The organism is Bordetella genomosp. 2 (assembly GCF_002261345.1).
Classification (GTDB): Bacteria; Pseudomonadota; Gammaproteobacteria; order Burkholderiales; family Burkholderiaceae_B; genus Bordetella_A.
In genome coordinates, this window is sequence record NZ_NEVT01000006.1 from 501078 (window position 1) to 518776 (window position 17699).

Sequence of the window (17699 nt, forward strand, 5' to 3'; positions counted from 1 at the left end):
TGGAGAACGCCCATGAACAAACGCCACGAACGTTCGCGCATGGCCGCCGCGCTGGCCGCCGGCAGCCTGGCCCTGGCAGCCGGCGTCGCCGCCGCGCAGACCTCTTCCGCGCTGCCCGCGGTGCAGCAGCAAGGCAGCGTGCAATACATCACCGGCGGCGTCGGCATCGACGAGTCCGAAGCCATCAAGGCCGCCAGCAACCGCTACCCCCTGGCCCTGACCTTCGCCTCGCGCGAGGGCGGCGCCTATCTGGCCAGCGTGCAGGTCACCATCACCGACGCGCAGGGCAACACCGTGCTCGACACCGCCACCGACGGCCCCTACCTGCTGGTGAAACTGCCGGCCGGCCGCTACAAGGTATCGGCCCGTTTCAACGACAAGGAACAGACCCGCCAAGTCTCGGTGTCCGGTCACGGCACGGTGCGCCAGAGCTTCACCTGGAGCGCCTGACGGGCCGGCCGCCGCGGGCGGATCAGGCGGCGGCGAACAGCGGCCGGGCATGCGCTGTTCCTCGCCCTGGCGGCCGGCCTGAGCCTGCACCTGCTGCCCGGGTTCCACAACGTGCCGGCCATTGTCGGCGCGCGCTACACGGCCGATGCGCTGCCGTTCACCATGTACCTGAACCTGGACAAGCCGCTGGCGGCATTCTGGGTCGTGCTGGCGCTTGCACCGCCCATGTGGGGCGCGACGGCCGGCGCCACGCTGCGCGCGGCGTTGGCCGCGTGCGCCGCGGCCGCCGCGGCGTGCCTGGGCATCGCGCTGGCATCGGGGCTGGTGGGCTGGGCGCCCAAGTGGCCGCCGCAAGGCTGGCTGTGGCTGGCCAACAATGCGTTGCTGGTGAGCCTGGCCGAGGAAGCCCTGTTCCGCGGCTACGTGCAACAGCAATTGGCCATGCGCTGGCGTCATCGGCGCGGCGGCGCCCTGCTGGCGCTGGTCGCGGGCGCCCTGCTGTTCGGCCTGGCACACGCGGGCGGCGGCCCTGCATGGATGGCGCTGGCCACCGTGGCGGGACTGGCCTATGGCGCGGCGTACCGCCATGGCGGCCTGGCCGCCGCCGTGCTGGCGCACCTGGGCCTCAATACCCTGCACTTCGCGCTGTTCACTTACCCGATGCGGGCGCTGGCGGGCTGAGCCGCCCGGCGGCGTCGTCGTCGCGCGGCGGCTTGAGGCTGTCGGCCCATTCTCGCGCCAGGTCGCGGCGCGCGCCGCGGTTGGCCAGCGCCGTGGCGACCATGGCGATGCAGGCCCCGCAGGCGGCCAGCGCCATGTCCTTGTGAGCGTCCCAGACATCGCCCTGGGTGCCCAGGTAGGCCGCGCCCAGCTCGCCCCCGAAGGCGGCGGCCGCGCCCCACTCGATCAGCTCATAGAGGGCCGAGGTCGACAGCGCCACGTCGAGCGGCAGCAGATAGCCCCAGAACCCGCGCACCTCGACCACGCGCAGGAAGATCTCGCGGATCGGGTAGGCCAGCAGCAGGCCGTACGAAAAATGCACCAGCCGGTCGAAATGATTGCGGCGCCAGCCCAGCGCCTCGTTCAGGCCGTGCCCCGTCAGGGCGCGCCACCAGTCGTCGTACGGCACCAGCGAATAGGTGTAATGCGCCCCCACGGCGTGCAGGCACAGGAACAGGAATATCAGCGTGTACGACACGCGCGAGAACGCGAACCAGCGCCGGGTGACCAGCAGCGCCGCGCCGAACAGCAGCACCAGCGCGTTCTCGAGCAGCCAGTCGGCGCGGTCGTGCGGCTCGATGGCCAGCGCGACCCACAAGGCGGCATAAAGGGTGGCGAGCAGCCCCAGGTAGGCATGACGGCCGCGGGTGGAACGGGCCATGATTCAGTCGTCGGCCACCCGGCCGCGCAGGCGCTTGACCTCGCCATGCAGCACCTTGCGCTGGACGCGGCGCCGCTGCGACGCGCGGGTGGGCCGCGTGGGCCGGCGCGGTTTGATTGGCCGGGCCGCGCCGCGCACCATCTCGGCCAGCCGCTCGAGCGCCTCGGCGCGATTTTTTTCCTGGCTGCGAAACGACTGCGCCTTGATGACGATGACGCCGTCCTTGGAAATGCGGCGGTCCGGCAGCGCGCACAGCGCCTCTTTCAGGTGCGCCGGCAGGCTGGAAGCGCGCACATCGAAGCGCAGGTGGACGGCGCTGGATACCTTGTTGACGTTCTGCCCGCCCGCGCCCTGGGCGCGGATCATGCCGAAGTCGATATCGCGTTCGTCCAGGTAGATGTCGTCCTGAACATGGTACATAGGCCGCCAGTCTACGCGACTCGGCCGGCCGCCGCGACCGGCGCCGGACCGGTAAAATAGCGGTTTGCCCCGGGGCGGCCGCGCGCCGCCGCCATACGCATGACCTACTCCGCCAAAGAAATCTTCAAGACCCTGCAGGGCGAAGGCGCCCAGGCCGGCCGCGCGGCCGTGTTCTGCCGCTTCGCCGGCTGCAACCTGTGGTCGGGCCGCGAGGCCGACCGCGCCGCGGCCGCCTGTACTTTCTGCGATACCGACTTCGTCGGCACCGACGGGCCGGGCGGCGGCAAGTTCGCCAGCGCGGCCTTGCTGGCCGATGCCATCGCCGCCGCCTGGGGCCCCGGCGAGGCCGACCGCTACGTGGTCTTCACCGGCGGCGAGCCGCTGCTGCAGCTCGACGCCGCCCTGCTCGACGCCGTGCACGCGCGCGGCTTCACGGTGGCCATCGAGACCAACGGCACCCTGCCCCCGCCGCCCGGCATCGACTGGATCTGCGTCAGCCCCAAGGGCAGCGCGCCGGTAGTGGTCGAGCGCGGCAACGAACTCAAGCTGGTCTACCCGCAGCTGGACGCGCGGCCCGAGGCGTTCGCCCACCTCGATTTCCAGCACTTCTTCCTGCAGCCCATGGACGGCCCCGCGCGCCTGGCCAACACCGAACGGGCCGTGCAATACTGCCTGCAGCATCCGCAGTGGCGCCTGAGCCTGCAGACCCACAAATACATAGGCATTCCATGAAACACCCCTACGCCGCGCGGAGCGCCCGATGATCTCGGTCACCCGCAGGCTGGAATTCGATGCCGGCCATCGCATTCCCGATCATCGCAGCCAATGCCGCAACCTGCATGGCCACCGCTACGTGCTCGAAGTCACGCTGGCCGGCGACGTCGTCGAAGCGCCGGGCGCGTCCGACAACGGCATGCTGATGGACTTCTCGGAGATCAAGTCGATCGCCAAGCGCCATATCGTCGACCCCTGGGACCACGCCTTCCTGGTCTACCAGGGCGACGCGGCCGTGCGCGCCTTCCTCGACACGCTGCCCGGCCACAAGACCGTGGTGCTGGACTGCATCCCCACTGCGGAAAACCTGGCCGCCGTCATTTTCCGCACGCTGGCGCCGCACTATCACGGCCACTACGGCGCCCAGTTGCGCCTGGCGCGCGTGCGCCTGTACGAAACCCCCAACTGCTGGGCCGACTGCGACGGCTGAGCCGCGCTACAGCCCGCGCTCGCGCGTGGCCATCAGGTAGTTCTCGGCCGCGCCGTCGTTGACGCTCGCCCACAGCAACTGGCCGTCGCGGAACGCCCGCCACGAGGCCAGCACCTTGGCGAATTCCGGGCTTTTCGCGGCGTAGTCGTCGAGCACCTCGCGGGTGGCCCGTTGCATGGCGTCCATCACGGCGGGCGGCCAGCCCTTGAGCTTGACGCCCTGGCCCACCAGGCGCTTGAGCGCCGGAATGTTGTTGGCGTCGTACTTGGCCAGCAGGTCCGCGGCGGCGCTCGCGCAGGCGGCGCGCAGCACCTCCTGGTAGCGCGGCGGCAGCTTGGCCCAGCTGTCGCGGTTGATGGCCAGGCACAGGCTGGCGCCCAGTTCGAGCACGCCCGGCCCGTAGTAGTAGCTCGCCACCTTGGCGAAGCCCAGCTTCTCGTCGTCGTAGGGCCCCACGAACTCCACCGCGTCCAGCGCGCCCTTCTCCAGCGCCGGATAAATATCGCTGCCCGCCACCTGCTGCGGGATCGCGCCGAGCTTCTCGTAGACCATGCTGAGCAGGCCGGGCGTGCGGATGCGCAGGCCTTTCAGGTCATCCGGCGTCTTGATTTCCTTGCGGAACCAGCCGCCCATTTGCGCGCCGGTGTTGCCGCACGGGATCGCCAGCGCATTGAAGCCCGCGTAGAGTTCGTCGACCAGCGCCTGGCCGCCGCCGTGCAGCAGCCAGGCGGTATGCTGGCGCGGCGTCAGGCCGAACGGCACGCCCGTGTCGAACACCAGCGCGGGCTGCTTGCCCAGGTAATAGAACCCCGCCGTATGCCCGCATTCGGTAGTGCCGTTCTGCACGGCATCCAGCACTTGCAGCGGCGGCACCAGTTCGCCGGCCGAGAACGGCCGTATCGAGAACTTGCCGTCGGTCATCGCCGCCACCCGGGCGGCCAGGAATTCGGCGGCGCCCCACACCGTGTCGAGCGAGCGCGGAAAGCTGCTGGGCATGCGCCAGTTCACGGCGGGCGCTTCTTGCGCCACGGCCGGCGCGGCCAGCGCGGCGCCACCCGCGCCGGCCAGGGTGAGGAATCGACGGCGTTGCATGGCGGGCTCCTTTCAGGCGATGCAGTCGGGCGCTTCGCGCAGCACCCGCCGCGCGAAATAGGCAAAGGTCAGCTCCAGTATCTTCGGCTTGACCAGGAAGTCGTGCGACTCGCGCGCCAGTTCGGCCGGCACCGGCTTGACCGGCCCGATGGCGCGGGCGCGCAGCTGTAGCGCGGCCACCTGTTCCAGCCAGATCGCCATCACCGTCGCCTCCTCGATCGACTTGCCGGCGGTCAGCATGCCGTGATTGGCCAGCAGAATGGCGCGCTTGTCGCCCAGCGCGCCGGAGATGATCTCGCCCTCGTCGTCGCCGATCGGCAGCCCGGGCCATTCCGGCAGATAGGCGCAATCGTCGAAGAACGGCGTGGCGTCCATGTGCGCCACGACCAGCGGCTCGCCCACCATGGACAACGCCGAAACGGCCGGCGGATGCGTGTGCACGATGCACTGGACTTCGGGCCGGTGCCGGTATACCCAGGCATGGAAGCGGTTGGCCGGATTGGGCAGCGATTTGCCGTCCAGCGGATTGATGTCCTCGTCGATGAGGATCAGCTCGCTGGCGCGCGCCTCGTCGGCGCCCAGGCCGAAAGGCAGCGTCCAGATGGTGCCCGGCTGCTCGCCGCGCGCGGTGATCTGCCCGGCCAGGCCGCCATGCCAGTGGCCCTGGGCAGCCAGCATGCGGCACGCCAGGGCCATTTTCTGGGCCGGGCTCCAGGCCGCCGCGGCGGGCGCACGCTCGTCGATCTCGCGATCGACACGGCGGCGCAGGACGTCCTTGTCCTGGGAGGAATAGCTTTGCATCGTGGTCATCCGTGGTAATGGCTGGGAAGTTATTCTTGTTGCCTTATAGGCAACTTGTTGCCCAAAATACAAATAATTGCCCCAACCTTCAACGCGGGGAAACCCTCGGGCGGCGCTGCCCGCCCGCCGCAAAAGTGGCATCATGCAGCCTTCGCCCGCTCGATCGCCGCCTCCATGCCGTCCAACCGCCCGCCGCCCGCCGCCACCGCGCCCGATGCCCAGCAGGTCGGGCTGCGAATACGGGCCACGCGGCGGCGCCGCAAGCTGACCCTGGCGCAAGTGTCGGCGCAGACGGGCCTGGACAAGGGGTTCCTTTCGCGCCTGGAACGGGGCGAGAAGTTCGCCTCGGTCGGCACGCTGCATACCGTGGCGACGGCCCTGGACACGACCTTGTCGGCCCTGCTGGGCGAAACCGACCCCAAGGACGAGATCCACATCGTGCGGGCCGGCGAGCGCCATCGCCTGGCCTCGTCCGATCGCGACCCGGGCGAGCACGCCTACGAAGCCATCACCATGGGCGGCACTGGCAGCGGCCTGTCGGTCATGGTGGTGCAAGTGGGCAGCCACGGCGAACGCACCGTCGCCAACCATGCCGGCGACGAGCTCATTTTCGTGCTGGAAGGCCGGGTGCGCGTCTATTTCGGCGAGCACACCGTGCTGCTCGAACGCGACGACAGTGTGCGCTTTCCCGGCTACCTGCCCCACAGCCTGCGCGCCGAGGGCCGCAAGACGGCGCGCGCCCTGATCGTCATCGCCAGCGACCGGAACTGACCCCGTCCCGCGGGCCGCCACCCGCCCGTCGCCCTCGTCCGCCCCATCCGTAGCGGCACCAGCCGCCCCTCTCTCGGCGTGCCCATTGATTGCGTCGCTCGAGATATTGATAGGATGCTAATAAATAGGATACAATCAAACTCATGAACACGCCGTCCGATTCCCGCCTCATGGCCGCCACGGCCAGCCTGATGGTGTTGTCGCGCGCCTATCGCGGCGCGGCCGACAACGCCCTGTCCGAATACGGCTTGTCGCAAGCCACGGCCTGGCCCGTCATCATCGCCGGCCGCCTGGGCGACGGCGTGCGCCAGGGCGCGCTGGCCGAGGCCCTGGGGGTCGAAGGCCCGTCGCTGGTGCGCGTGCTCGACCACCTGGTCGCGGCCGGCCTGATGGAACGCCGCCCCGATCCGCACGACCGCCGCGCCCGCACCCTGCACCTGACACCCGACGGCCAGGCCCTGCGCGAACGCGTCGAAGGCGTGCTGGCCACCCTGCGCCGCCGGCTGTTCAAGGATGTCAGCGACGCCGACCTGGAAGCCTGTCTGCGCGTATTCGACACCCTCAAGACCACGCTGGGCAGGCAGTCGGCCTCGGCCACCGAGGAGGACCGCCGGCCATGAAGCTCCCCGACGCCAACGAACTGCTCTTTTCCGCGAAGTGCTACCTGGGCGCCATTACGGCGCTTTATCTTTCCTACAGCATCGGCCTGCCGCGGCCCTTCTGGGCCATGACCACGGCCTACGTCGTGTCGCAGCCGTGGGCCGGCGCGGTGCGCTCCAAGGCGGTGTTCCGCCTGGGCGGCACGTTCTTCGGCAGCGCGGCCATGGTCTACCTGGTGCCGCGCCTGTCCAACGCGCCGGTGCTGATGATCCTGGCCATGGTGCTGTGGGTCGGCCTGTGCCTGTATATCGCCGTGCTGGACCGCACGCCGCGCTCCTACCTGTTCATGCTGGCCGGCTATACCGCCGCCATGATCGGTTTCCCCAGCGTCACCGATCCCTCCACCGTGTTCGACACCGGGCTGGCGCGGGTCGAGGAAATCAGCCTGGGCATCGTCTGCGCCACGCTCGCGCACAGCCTGGTGCTGCCGCGCGGCATCGCCGGGCCGCTGATGGCCCGGCTCGACGCCACCGTGCGCGATGCGCGCAACTGGATCCACGACACCCTGGCGCGCCGCGGCGCCGCACAGAACGGCAAGGAGCGGCGCGTGCTGGCGGAAGACATCACGCTGCTGCGCATGCTGTCTACCCACGTGCCGTTCGACACCGGCAACATCCGCTGGACGGCCGGCGCGGTGCGCGCCATGCAGGACCAGATCGCCGCGCTCACGCCCCTCGTGTCGGCCGTCGACGACCGCCTGCGGGCCCTGCAGGAAAACGGCCAGGCGCTGCCCGAGCCGGTGGACGCGGTGCTGCGCGACATCGCCGCCTGGGTCGACGCCGGGCCGCAAAGCGAACGCGCCCAAGCCGGCGTGCTGCGCGCCGCGCTGGCGCGCCTGGCGCCGCAAATCGGCCCCGCGGCGAGCTGGCGCGACGCGCTGCTGGCCAGCCTGGTGGCGCGGCTGCGCGAACTGGTCGACGCCTACGACCGCTGCCTGGCGTTGCGCCACGACATCCACGCCGGGCTGGCCGGCGCGCCGCGCCGCGGCAGCCGCCAGGCCCGCCTGGGCGCCGGCGCCACGCTGCACCGCGACCACGGCCTGGCGCTGCTGTCGGCCCTGGCGGCCGGCCTGGCCATTTCGGTTTGCTGCGTCTTCTGGATCGGCACCGCCTGGACCAACGGCGCCACCGCGGCCATGATGGCGGCCATTTTCAGCTGCTTTTTCGCCGCGCAGGACAACCCCGTTCCCGGCATCATGCAGTTCCTGGCCTACACCATTTATTCGATCCCGCTCTCGGCGCTGTACCTGCTGGGCATCATGCCGGCCATTCATTCGTTCGAGATGCTAGCGCTGTCCATCCTGCCCGTGGCGCTGGTGCTGGGCGCGCTGATCCCGCGGCCGGCCCACACCGGCAAAGCCATGGCGCTGCTGTTCGGTTTTCTGGGCACGCTGGCGCTGCACGACACCGGCACCGCCGACCTGGTCTCGTTCGTCGACACCATGGCGGCGCAGATCATCGGCGTGGCCATGGCCGCGCTCATCGCCGCCATTTTCCGCACCATCAGCGCCGACCAGAGCGCGCGCCGCATCCAGGCGGCCAATTGGAAAGAGCTGGCCGCGCTGGCCGGCGCCGGGGGCGCGCCCTCGCGTTCGGCCTATAACTCGCGCATGCTCGACCGCATCGGCCTGTTGCAGCCGCGCCTGGCGCTGGCCAAGCGCGCCGATGACCAATTGGCCGCCGATGCCCTGAAAGACCTGCGCGTCGGCAACGACATTGCCGAACTGCAGCGCGCGCGGCGCCTGCTGCCGGCCGCCGATGCGGCCATCCGGCCGGTGCTGCGCGGGCTGGCGGGATTCTTCCAGCAGCGCTCGGCCGGCCGCCCGCGCGGCGAATCGTCCGGCTTGCTGGCCGACATCGACCGCGCCCTGGCGCGCGTGACCGCCACCCCCGGCGCCCTGGCGGCGCGCGACCGCGCGGTGGTCGCGCTGGTCGGCATCCGTCGCGCGCTGTTTCCCGAAGCCCTCGACTACCAGCCCGGCGTGCTGCCGCCGGCCCACGCATCATGATCGGCGAATTCGACTTCTACGGCATTTATTTTCCCTGGCTGCTGATGCTGGGGCTGATCACGCTGGGCGTGGCCTGGGCTGTGCGCCGCGTGCTGGCGCGCGCGGGCTTCTACCGGCTGGTGTGGCATCCGGCGTTGTTCGATGCCGCACTGTTCGTCGTACTGCTGTACGGCGTGTACCTGATTTCTCCTTACGTATTCAAGACAGCATCATGAAAATCCTCAACGCGCTGCGCCGCCCCGTGGTGGGCAAATTCTTCGTGACGGCATTGACCGTCGCCGCGGCCGTCTATGCGGGCTGGCAATTGTGGAACCACTACGAAGTCGAGCCCTGGACGCGCGACGGCCGGGTCAAGGCCTATGTCGTGCAGGTGGCGCCCGACGTGTCGGGCCTGGTGACCGCCGTGCCGGTGCACGACAACCAGGACGTCAAGGCGGGCGATGTCCTGTTCGAAATCGACCGCGCCCGCTTCCAGCTTGCCTACGACCAGGCGCAGGCCGCGGTGCGCGCGCAACAAGTGGCGCGCGACCAGGCGGCGCGCGATGCGCGGCGCAACCGCTCGCTCGGCAAGCTGGTGGCGGCCGAAGTCCTGGAGCAGAGCCAGGCCCGCCTGCAGCAGACCGAGGCGGCCCTGGCCGAAGCCCAGGTGCAGCGCGCCACCGCCAAGCTCAACCTGGAACGCAGCCGGGTGGTCGCGCCGACCGACGGACGCGTCACCAACCTGGACCTGCGGGTGGGTGCGTACGCCACCGCCGCGCATCCGGTCATGGCGCTGGTGGACGCCGGCTCGTTCTATGTGGAAGGCTATTTCGAGGAAACCAAGCTGGTGCACATTCACGAGGGCGACGCGGCCACGGTGACGCTGATGGGTGAATCGCGGCAGATCCGCGGCCACGTGGACAGCATCGCGCTGGGCATCGCCGACCGCGACCGCAGCACCGGCGCCAATCTGCTGCCCAACGTCAACCCCGCCTTCAACTGGGTGCGGCTGGCGCAGCGCATCCCCGTGCGCGTACAGATCGACCAGGTGCCCCAGGGCGTGCGGCTGGTGGCGGGCCAGACCGCGACCGTGGAGGTCGACGCATCATGACCGCCCGTCCACTCTCCGCCCTGGCGCTGGCCCTGGCGCTGGCCGGCTGCGCCGCGGTCGGCCCCGACTACCACCTGCCCGCCAGCGCCGCGGCCCGGCGTCCGGCGGCATCGGCCGGCTTCCAGCAGGCCCGCGAGACGGCGTTCCGGCAGGACAGCGTGCCCGGCACCTGGTGGCGCCTTTACCAGGATCCCGCCCTGGATGCCCTGATCCAGCAGGCGCTGCGGGCCAACACCGACCTGCGCATCGCCGCGGCCAACCTGCAGCGGGCCCAGGCCGTCACCCAGGAAGCGCGCGGCCAGCAGCAGCCCACGCTGGGTGTCGACGCCTCGCCCACTTTCGGCCATGCCTCCGGCGTCCAGGCCGGCGCCCCCGATACCCGTCCGATGGACCGTTGGTCTTATTCGAGCGGCATCAGCGTCGCCTACCAGGTCGACCTGTTCGGCCAGATCCGGCGCGCCGTCGAGGCCGCGGCCGGCGACGAACAGGCGGCGCAGGCCGCGTACGATGCCGCGCGCGTCGCCGTGGCCGCCGAGACGGCGCGCGCCTATGCCGATATCTGCGCGGCCGGCATGCAGCTGGCCTCGGCGCGCCGGTCCGTGCAAGTGCAGCGCGACTCGCTGGATGCCGTGCAGCGCCTGCAACAGGCCGGCCGCGGCACGGCGCTGGACGTGTCGCGCGCGCGCAGCCAGCTCGAACAGCTGCAGGCCGAGCTGCCGCCCTTCCAGGCCAGCCAGCGCACCGCGCTGTACCGCCTGGCCGCCCTGACCGGCCGCGCGCCCGCCGAGATGCCGGCCGCGCTGCTGCAATGCGAACGCCCGCCGCGCCTGGACCAGCCAATCCCGGTCGGCGACGGCGCGGCGCTGCTGCGGCGCCGCCCCGATATCCGCCAGGCCGAACGCAGCCTGGCCGCCGCGACGGCGCGCATCGGCGTGGCCACGGCCGCGCTGTACCCCACCATCACCCTCGGCTTGTCGGGCGGCTCGGCCGGCCCCGCCGCCATGCTGGGCGAGCGCGGCACATTCAGTTGGAGCGTCGGCCCGCTGATCTCCTGGACACTGCCCAATACCGGCGTGGCGCAGGCCCGCATCGCCCAGGCCCGCGCCAGCGCCGGCGCCGCGCTGGCGCGTTTCGACGCGGCGGTGCTGGGCGCCTTGCGCGAAACCGAAAGCGCGCTGGTGACCTATGCGCGCCAGCTCGACCGCGATGCCGCGCTGCGGGCCGCGCGCGACCAGAGCGCGCTGGCCGCCCGCCAGGCCGGGCAGCTGTTCCGGGCCGGCAAGACCGACTACCTGACCGTGCTGGACGCCCAGCGCACGCTGGCCGCCAACGAAAGCGCGCTGGCCGCCTCGCAGGCCGCCCTCAGCGACGATCAGATCGCCCTGTTCCTGGCCTTGGGCGGGGGCTGGCAGGATGCGCCGGCCCAGCCCGGGACAGCGGCAGCCGGCAGCCGCAGATAGGCGGCTGGCGCGCTTGCCTTGGTGTCAGACACCCCCACTCAGCCGGCGCGGATAGGCGCAAGCGCGGCGCGGGGTGTCTGACACCTGGACAACCGGCGTCGGGTTTCGGTGTCAGACACCCTTGCGACGCTTGCGCTTATCCACGCCGCTTGCGCGGGGTGTCTGACACCTGGGCGACATCCGGGCACCCCGGTCCGCCCGCGTTCAATGCAGCGTCGATCCTTCGGGCGGTTTCTGGTTCAGCCCCAGCGCGGCTTCCCAGCTGCGCAGCGGCACGCAGGTCTGCAGGCGCTCGATGGCCCGCTGCACCAGGGCGGGATGCAGTTCGTGCCCGACTTTGCTTGCCACGTCGATGGTGGAATCGCCATGCAGCGCATCGAGCCGCGCCTGGGCGGCCTGGGCATGCGCCACCGCCATGACCGGATCGTCGGCGCCATGCAGCAGGTGGATGGTGGTGTATTGCGGCGCGCTCTTGGGCAACTGGGCATAGCGGCCGGAAAACGCCAGCACCCGGCCCGCCAGCCCGTCGTGGGCCTGCACGGCTTCCAGCGCCATGATGGCGCCCTGCGAAAAGCCCGCCAGGGCGGTATCGGACTGCAGCAGGCCGAGGCGGGCCTGGGCCGCGCGGATATAGTCGACCAGCGCCGGCAGGGCGCGGGCCACGCGCTCGCCGCGGTTGTCGTCGTTTACGCCGCGCACCGAGAACCATTGCCGCCCGGCGGCGCCGCCGTCGTAGGGCTCGAAGCCCGCCGGCGCGAGAATGGCGGCCGCCGGAAAGGCGGCGCCCAGCGCCCGGGCGAGCGGCAGCAGGTGCTGCGGGGTGCCGCCCACGCCATGCAGCAGGATGAACAACTGCTGGATGGCAGTGTCGGGGGCGGGCAGGAATTCGAGCTCGGCAGGATCGGCCATGAAGGTTCCGGGACGCGCGCCTGGCGCGCGCCGCAAAGTTTCATTGTAGAGGCCGCCCCGGGGCAGCCCCAAGCCTGGCTGGCGCAGCGCTGGAAATACTGTATATTTATACAGTAAACCAGGTTATCCCATGTTGTCTCCCGAACGCATCCACCCCGCCCTGTGGCGCGCCACGCAACTGGCGCGCGGCGCCCATTGCGGCGTGCCCACTGGCCACGCCGCGCTGTCGGCGCAGTTGCCCGGCGGCGGCTGGCCGCCAGGCGCCCTGGTCGAATTGCTGGCGCCGCACCCCGGCATTGGCGAAATCCGCCTGCTGCAGCCCGCCCTGGCACGGCTGGGCGGCCGCCCCATCGCCCTGGTGCAGCCCCCGCATGCGCCGCACCTGGCCTGCTGGCAGGCCTGGCGGCTGGACACGCGCCAATTGCTGTGGGTCGCGCCCGAGCGTCCCGCCGACGCCCTGTGGGCGACCGAGCAGATCCTCAAGCACGGCAGTTGCGGCGCCCTGCTGTGCTGGCTGCCGCGCGCGCGCGCCGAGTCCCTGCGCCGCCTGCACCTGGCCGTCCAGGGCAGCGATACGCTGTGCTTCGCCTTCCGTCCCGCCACGGCGGCGCAACAGGCTTCGCCCGCCCCGCTGCGCCTGGCGCTGGCGCCCGCGCCGGGCGGCCTGTCGGTGCACATCCTCAAGCGGCGCGGCCCCGCCCATCCCGAACCGCTGGCCATCGTCTTCGAACCCGGCGCCGCGCCGGCTGCCGCACCTTCCCACCATGCGCCTCTGGATCGCCGTCTTCCTGCGCTGCCTGCCGCTGGACGCCGCACGCCCGCAATGGCCTCCTGACGCGGCATTCGCCGTGGTGGACCAGGAACGCCTCGCGGCCCTGACGCCGGCGGCGGCCGCCGCCGGCCTGCAGCCCGGCATGCGGCGCGCCGGCGCGGCCGCCATTGCGCCGCAAGTGTCCCTGCTGGCGCGCGATCCGGCCGCTGAAACGCGGTTGCTGCACGAGGCCGCCCTGGCCCTGCTGCAATACACCCCGGAAGTCGCCCTGGCCGGCGCCGACGCGGTGCTGCTGCAGGTCGGCGCCAGCCTGGCGTATTTCGGCGGTCCGCGGGCGCTGCACCGGCGCATTGCCACCACGCTGGGCGCCATGGGCCTGCACGCCCGGCTGGGCATGGCGCCCACCGCCCAGGGCGCCTGGCTGCTGGCCCGCCAACCACGGCGCGGGGCGCCGCGCCGCGCGCTGCGGCTCGCTACCCTGGCGCGCCGGCTCGATGCCTTGCCGTGCGAACTGCTGCCCTGCGCCCTGCCGCGCCGGGACTGGCTCCACGACATCGGCTGCCGCACCCTGGGGGCGCTGCGCCGCCTGCCGCGCGCCGGCCTGCAGCGCCGCTGCGGCACCGAACTGCCGCAAGTCCTCGACGCCGCCTATGGCGCGGCGCCCGAATGCCATGCCTGGATCCAACCGCCCGCGCGGTTCCGGCAACGCCTGGAATTGCCCGACTACATCGAGCACGCCGAGGCGGTGCTGAGTTCGGCGCGACGCCTGCTCGAACAATTGTGCGGCTGGCTGGCCGCCCTGCGGCGGGCGGTGCGGCACGTCGCCCTGGTCCTCGAGCACGAACGCGGCCGGCGCATGCGCGCGCCCACGGTGCTGCACCTGCAACTGGCCCAGCCCGCCTGGCAGCCGGCGCACCTGCTCAACCTGCTGCGCGAGAAGCTGGGCCGCCTGCAGCTCGAGGCGCCGGTCATCGCGCTGGTGCTGCGGGTAAGCGAAACCGTCGAGCAGCCGGCCGCCAGCACCTGCCTGTTTCCCGAACCGGGCGGCACGCCCGCCGAGCACGCCCGCCTGCTGGACCTGCTCAGCGCCCGCCTGGGCCGGGCCCGCGTGCGGCATGCCCGGCCGCTGGCCGACCACCGGCCCGAAGCCGCCAACCACTGGCAGGCCGCGCAAGACGGCCCCGGCGCCGCGGCCACGCTGCCCGGGCCGCTGGACCGCCCTTTCTGGCTGCTGGATCCGCCCGTGCCCCTGCAAGTGGCGCAGCACCGGCCGGTCTATGCCGGCCAGCCCCTGCGCCTGGTGCGCGGCCCGGAACGCATTGAAAGCGGCTGGTGGGACGCGGCCCTGACGGTGCGCGACTACTTCGTGGCCGAGGACGCCGCCGCGGCCCGCTACTGGATCTACCGCGAGCGCGATACCGAACACGCCCGCTGGTTCCTGCACGGGCGCTATGCCTAGGGCCTGTTCACGCAAAAGGAGCCCCGCATGGACCTGCCCACATCCGCCCTGCTGCCTGGCTACGCCGAGCTGCAGTGCCTGACCAACTTCTCGTTCCTGCAAGGCGCCTCGCATCCCGGGGAACTGGTCGAGCAGGCCGCGCGGCTGGGCTATGCCGCCCTGGCCATCACCGACGAATGCTCGCTGGCCGGCGTGGTGCGCGCCCTGGTGGAAGCCGAGAAGCACCGCCTGCCGCTGATCATCGGCAGCACCCTGGCCCTGCGGGCCGATCCGGCCGCGCCGGCCTTGCAGCTCGTCCTGCTGGCGCAGACCCGCACCGGCTATGGCAACCTGTCCGAGCTCATCACCCTGGGCCGCTCGCGCGCGCCCAAGGGCGAATACCGGCTCGCGCCCGACGATATCGCCGCTCCCGGCGCGGCCCACGCGCATTTGCGCAGCATGCCCGAATGCCTAGCCATACTGTCCCCGCCGCATGGCGTGGATGCGGACTTGCTGGCCGACCAGGCGCGCTGGCTGGCGCGCACCTTCCCGGGCCGCGCCTGGGTCGGCCTGACCCTGCTGCACCACGCCCGCGACGACCTGCACAAGGCGGCGGTGCAGCAGGCGGCGCAGGCCGCCGGCCTGCCGGTGGTGGCGCTGGGCCGGGTGCAGATGCACCTGCGTTCGCGCAAGCCGCTGCACGACACCCTGGCCGCCATCCGCAGCAAGCGGAGCGTCGCGCAATGCGGCTACGACCTGCTGCCCAATGCCGAGCAGCACCTGCGCACCCGCATGCGCCTGGCCGCGCTGTACCCGCCCGAGACCCTGGCCCAGACCCTCGCCATCGCCAAGCGCTGCACGTTCTCGCTGCGCGAACTGAAATACGAATATCCCGACGAGATCGTGCCCGCCGGCGAAACGCCGACCAGCCACCTGCGCCGCGCCGTGCTGGCCGGCGCGCGCGACCGCTTCCCCGACGGTGTTCCCGCATGGGTGGCCCAGCTGATCGAAAAAGAACTGGCCCTGATCGCCGAACTGGAATACGAGCCCTACTTCCTCACCGTCCACGACATCGTGCGGGAAGCGCGCCGCCGCGACATCTTGTGCCAGGGGCGCGGCTCGGCGGCCAATTCGGTGGTGTGCTATTGCCTGGGCATCACCGCTGTCCACCCGCACCAAAGCCAGACGCTGTTCGAGCGTTTCATCAGCAAGGAACGCAACGAGCCGCCCGACATCGACGTCGATTTCGAACACCAGCGCCGCGAAGAAGTCATCCAGTACATCTATGAAAAATACGGCCGCGACCGCGCCGCGCTGACCGCCGTGGTCATCTCGTACCGTCCGCGCAGCGTGCTGCGCGACACCGGCCGCGCGCTCGGGGTGGACCCCGGCATCATCGACGCGGTGGCCCGCGCGCACCAATGGTGGGACGGCAAGCAGGCGCTGCTGCGCACCCTGGGCTCCTGCGGCCTCGACCCGCAGTCGCCGGTGGCGCGCCACTGGGCCATCCTGGCCGAGACGCTGATGGGCTTCCCGCGGCACTTGTCGCAGCATCCGGGCGGCTTCGTGATCTCGCGCGGCAACCTGGCGCGGCTGGTGCCCATCGAGAACGCCGCCATGCCCGAGCGCAGCGTCGTGCAATGGGACAAGGACGACCTAGATGCCCTGGGCCTGCTCAAGGTCGACATCCTGGCGCTGGGCATGCTGTCGGTGCTGCACCGGGCGCTGGATTTCGCCGGCCGGCGGCGCGGCCGGCCGCTGGCGCTGCACGAGATTCCCGCCGGCGACGAAGCCGCCTACGACATGATCTGCGAGGCCGACACCATCGGCGTGTTCCAGATCGAATCGCGCGCGCAGATGAGCATGCTGCCGCGCCTGCGGCCGCGCAAATATTACGACCTGGTCGTGCAGGTGGCCATCGTGCGGCCCGGCCCCATCCAGGGCGGCATGGTGCATCCATACCTGCGGCGGCGCCAGGGCAACGAGCCCGAGACCTATCCCAGCGAAGCGGTGCGCGGCGTGCTCTCGCGCACCATGGGCGTGCCCATCTTCCAGGAACAGGTCATGCAGATCGCCATGGTGGCCGCCGACTTCTCGGCCGGCGAAGCCGATGCCCTGCGGCGCTCGATGGCCTCCTGGAAACGCAAGGGCGGCATCGACAAATTCAACGACAAGCTGGTCAAGGGGCTGCTGAAGAACGGCTATAGCGCCGCGTTCGCCGAGGCCATCATCCGCCAGATCCAGGGCTTCGGCGAATACGGCTTTCCCGAAAGCCATGCCGCCAGCTTCGCGCTGCTGGCCTACGCCAGCGCCTGGCTCAAATGCCACGAGCCCGAGGCTTTCCTGGCGGCGCTGCTCAATTCCCAGCCCATGGGTTTCTACGCGCCGGCCCAGCTGGTGCAGGACGCGCGCCGCCACGGCGTGACGGTGCTGCCGGCCGATGCCGCCGTCAGCGGCTGGGAAGCGTCGCTGGAAACCCCGCCCGCTCCTGCGGGCGCGTCAACCGGGGCGCCGCGTCCGGCCGTGCGGCTGGGCCTGAACCAGGTGCAAGGGCTGTCGGAAGACGCCGCGCGGCGCATCGAGCGGGCGCGCGAGGAGCGGCCGTTCGCCGATACCCGCGACCTGGGCCGTCGCGCCGCGCTCAGCCGGCACGAGCTCGACGCCCTGGCCGCCGCCGACGCGCTGCGCAGCCTGGCCGGGCATCGACGGCTGGCCAGCTGGCAGGCCAGCGCCAGCGTCGCCAGCCGCGACCTGCTGCGCGATGCCGACATCATCGAAACCGATACGCCCGCCCTGCCCGCGCCCACCGAAGGGCAATCGATTTCCGCCGACTACCGCAGCCTGCGGCTGACCTTGCGGCGCCATCCCCTGGCGCTGCTGCGTCCGCGCCTGCAGGCGCTGCGCTTCCAGACCGCGGAAACGCTCAAGTCCTATCCGCACCGGCGCCTGGCGCGGGCCTGCGGCCTGGTCACGGTGCGCCAGCGCCCGCAGACCGCCAAGGGGGTCATCTTCGTCACCCTGGAAGACGAGACCGGGCCGGTCAACGTGGTGGTGCGCACCGAACTCATCGAGCGCCAGCGCCGCGAACTGCTGGGCGCCACGCTGCTGGGCGTCTATGGCACCTGGCAAAGCGTCGAGGGCGTGAGCCACCTGGTGGCGCAGCGCCTGGTGGACTTATCCGAGCTGCTGGGCGGCCTGGCGGCGCGCAGCCGCAATTTCCATTGAAACGCGCGCCGGGCCGGC

The 17699-nt window shown here is 71.3% G+C and carries 17 protein-coding genes and 1 pseudogene; 13 read left to right on the forward strand and 5 right to left on the reverse strand.

From position 1 onward, the window contains the following. Window positions 1-12: 12 nt before the first annotated feature. The gene (locus CAL24_RS12525; protein WP_028355895.1) at window positions 13-450 is read left to right on the forward strand and encodes a carboxypeptidase-like regulatory domain-containing protein; all 438 of its coding nucleotides are present in this window, start codon (window positions 13-15) and stop codon (window positions 448-450) included. 39 nt (window positions 451-489) lie between these two features. After that, a pseudogene (locus tag CAL24_RS12530) lies at window positions 490-1131 on the forward strand (CPBP family intramembrane glutamic endopeptidase); the annotation flags it as partial. On the opposite strand, the gene CAL24_RS12535 reads toward CAL24_RS12530, so the two are convergent. Then, window positions 1100-1831: a DUF2238 domain-containing protein gene (locus tag CAL24_RS12535; protein WP_038853951.1), complete on the reverse strand. Its 732-nt coding sequence runs from the start codon at window positions 1829-1831 to the stop codon at window positions 1100-1102. The pseudogene CAL24_RS12530 and the gene CAL24_RS12535 overlap by 32 nt on opposite strands. Window positions 1832-1834: 3 nt before the next feature. Further along, the gene (arfB, locus tag CAL24_RS12540) at window positions 1835-2251 is read right to left on the reverse strand and encodes an alternative ribosome rescue aminoacyl-tRNA hydrolase ArfB (RefSeq protein WP_028355892.1); all 417 of its coding nucleotides are present in this window, start codon (window positions 2249-2251) and stop codon (window positions 1835-1837) included. A gap of 99 nt (window positions 2252-2350) precedes the next feature. On the opposite strand from arfB, the gene queE reads away from it, so the two are divergent. After that, the gene (gene queE / locus CAL24_RS12545) at window positions 2351-2983 is read left to right on the forward strand and encodes a 7-carboxy-7-deazaguanine synthase (RefSeq protein WP_028355891.1); all 633 of its coding nucleotides are present in this window, start codon (window positions 2351-2353) and stop codon (window positions 2981-2983) included. Between the two features lie 28 nt (window positions 2984-3011). Then, window positions 3012-3455, forward strand: coding sequence for a 6-carboxytetrahydropterin synthase QueD (gene queD, locus CAL24_RS12550; RefSeq protein ID WP_028355890.1), 444 nt, complete (start codon window positions 3012-3014; stop codon window positions 3453-3455). 6 nt (window positions 3456-3461) lie between these two features. Here queD and CAL24_RS12555 read toward each other — a convergent pair whose 3' ends face one another. After that, window positions 3462-4547, reverse strand: a complete 1086-nt coding sequence (locus CAL24_RS12555) for a TRAP transporter substrate-binding protein (RefSeq protein ID WP_028355889.1) — start codon at window positions 4545-4547, stop codon at window positions 3462-3464. 12 nt (window positions 4548-4559) lie between these two features. Next, the gene (locus tag CAL24_RS12560; RefSeq protein ID WP_038854016.1) at window positions 4560-5348 is read right to left on the reverse strand and encodes an aldolase; all 789 of its coding nucleotides are present in this window, start codon (window positions 5346-5348) and stop codon (window positions 4560-4562) included. 174 nt (window positions 5349-5522) lie between these two features. Between CAL24_RS12560 and CAL24_RS12565 the strand changes: the two genes are divergently transcribed. The 6 genes from CAL24_RS12565 to CAL24_RS12590 all read left to right on the forward strand — a co-directional run bounded on the left by CAL24_RS12565 (window position 5523) and on the right by CAL24_RS12590 (window position 11337). Next, window positions 5523-6119 (forward strand): helix-turn-helix domain-containing protein, encoded by a 597-nt coding sequence (locus CAL24_RS12565; RefSeq protein WP_094806876.1) that lies wholly within the window; start codon window positions 5523-5525, stop codon window positions 6117-6119. Window positions 6120-6262: 143 nt separating this feature from the next. Then, window positions 6263-6739, forward strand: coding sequence for a MarR family winged helix-turn-helix transcriptional regulator (locus CAL24_RS12570; RefSeq protein WP_028355886.1), 477 nt, complete (start codon window positions 6263-6265; stop codon window positions 6737-6739). Beyond that, window positions 6736-8787: an FUSC family protein gene (locus tag CAL24_RS12575; RefSeq protein WP_094806877.1), complete on the forward strand. Its 2052-nt coding sequence runs from the start codon at window positions 6736-6738 to the stop codon at window positions 8785-8787. The genes CAL24_RS12570 and CAL24_RS12575 overlap by 4 nt, the downstream gene beginning before the upstream one ends. Then, window positions 8784-9002 carry a DUF1656 domain-containing protein gene (locus CAL24_RS12580; protein ID WP_094806878.1) on the forward strand — a complete coding sequence of 73 codons (219 nt, stop codon included), beginning with the start codon at window positions 8784-8786 and terminating at the stop codon, window positions 9000-9002. The genes CAL24_RS12575 and CAL24_RS12580 overlap by 4 nt, the downstream gene beginning before the upstream one ends. Next, entirely contained in the window at window positions 8999-9877 is an 879-nt protein-coding gene (locus CAL24_RS12585) for an efflux RND transporter periplasmic adaptor subunit (RefSeq protein ID WP_028355883.1), read from the forward strand. The genes CAL24_RS12580 and CAL24_RS12585 overlap by 4 nt, the downstream gene beginning before the upstream one ends. Continuing rightward, complete coding sequence (locus CAL24_RS12590; RefSeq protein WP_094806879.1) at window positions 9874-11337, forward strand: efflux transporter outer membrane subunit; 1464 nt, start codon at window positions 9874-9876, stop codon at window positions 11335-11337. The genes CAL24_RS12585 and CAL24_RS12590 overlap by 4 nt, the downstream gene beginning before the upstream one ends. 204 nt (window positions 11338-11541) lie before the next feature. On the opposite strand, the gene ypfH is transcribed toward CAL24_RS12590, so the two are convergent. Beyond that, window positions 11542-12246, reverse strand: a complete 705-nt coding sequence (gene ypfH, locus CAL24_RS12595; RefSeq protein WP_028355881.1) for an esterase — start codon at window positions 12244-12246, stop codon at window positions 11542-11544. Between the two features lie 130 nt (window positions 12247-12376). Between ypfH and imuA the strand changes: the two genes are divergently transcribed. Genes imuA through CAL24_RS12610 form a run of 3 tightly spaced genes read left to right on the forward strand, consistent with a single transcriptional unit; the run spans window position 12377 to window position 17681 of the window. After that, window positions 12377-13081 (forward strand): translesion DNA synthesis-associated protein ImuA, encoded by a 705-nt coding sequence (gene imuA, locus CAL24_RS12600; RefSeq protein WP_028355880.1) that lies wholly within the window; start codon window positions 12377-12379, stop codon window positions 13079-13081. Beyond that, complete coding sequence (locus tag CAL24_RS12605; protein WP_094806880.1) at window positions 13011-14477, forward strand: Y-family DNA polymerase; 1467 nt, start codon at window positions 13011-13013, stop codon at window positions 14475-14477. The genes imuA and CAL24_RS12605 overlap by 71 nt, the downstream gene beginning before the upstream one ends. 27 nt (window positions 14478-14504) lie before the next feature. Beyond that, window positions 14505-17681, forward strand: coding sequence for an error-prone DNA polymerase (locus tag CAL24_RS12610; protein ID WP_094806881.1), 3177 nt, complete (start codon window positions 14505-14507; stop codon window positions 17679-17681). Window positions 17682-17699 lie beyond the last annotated feature (18 nt).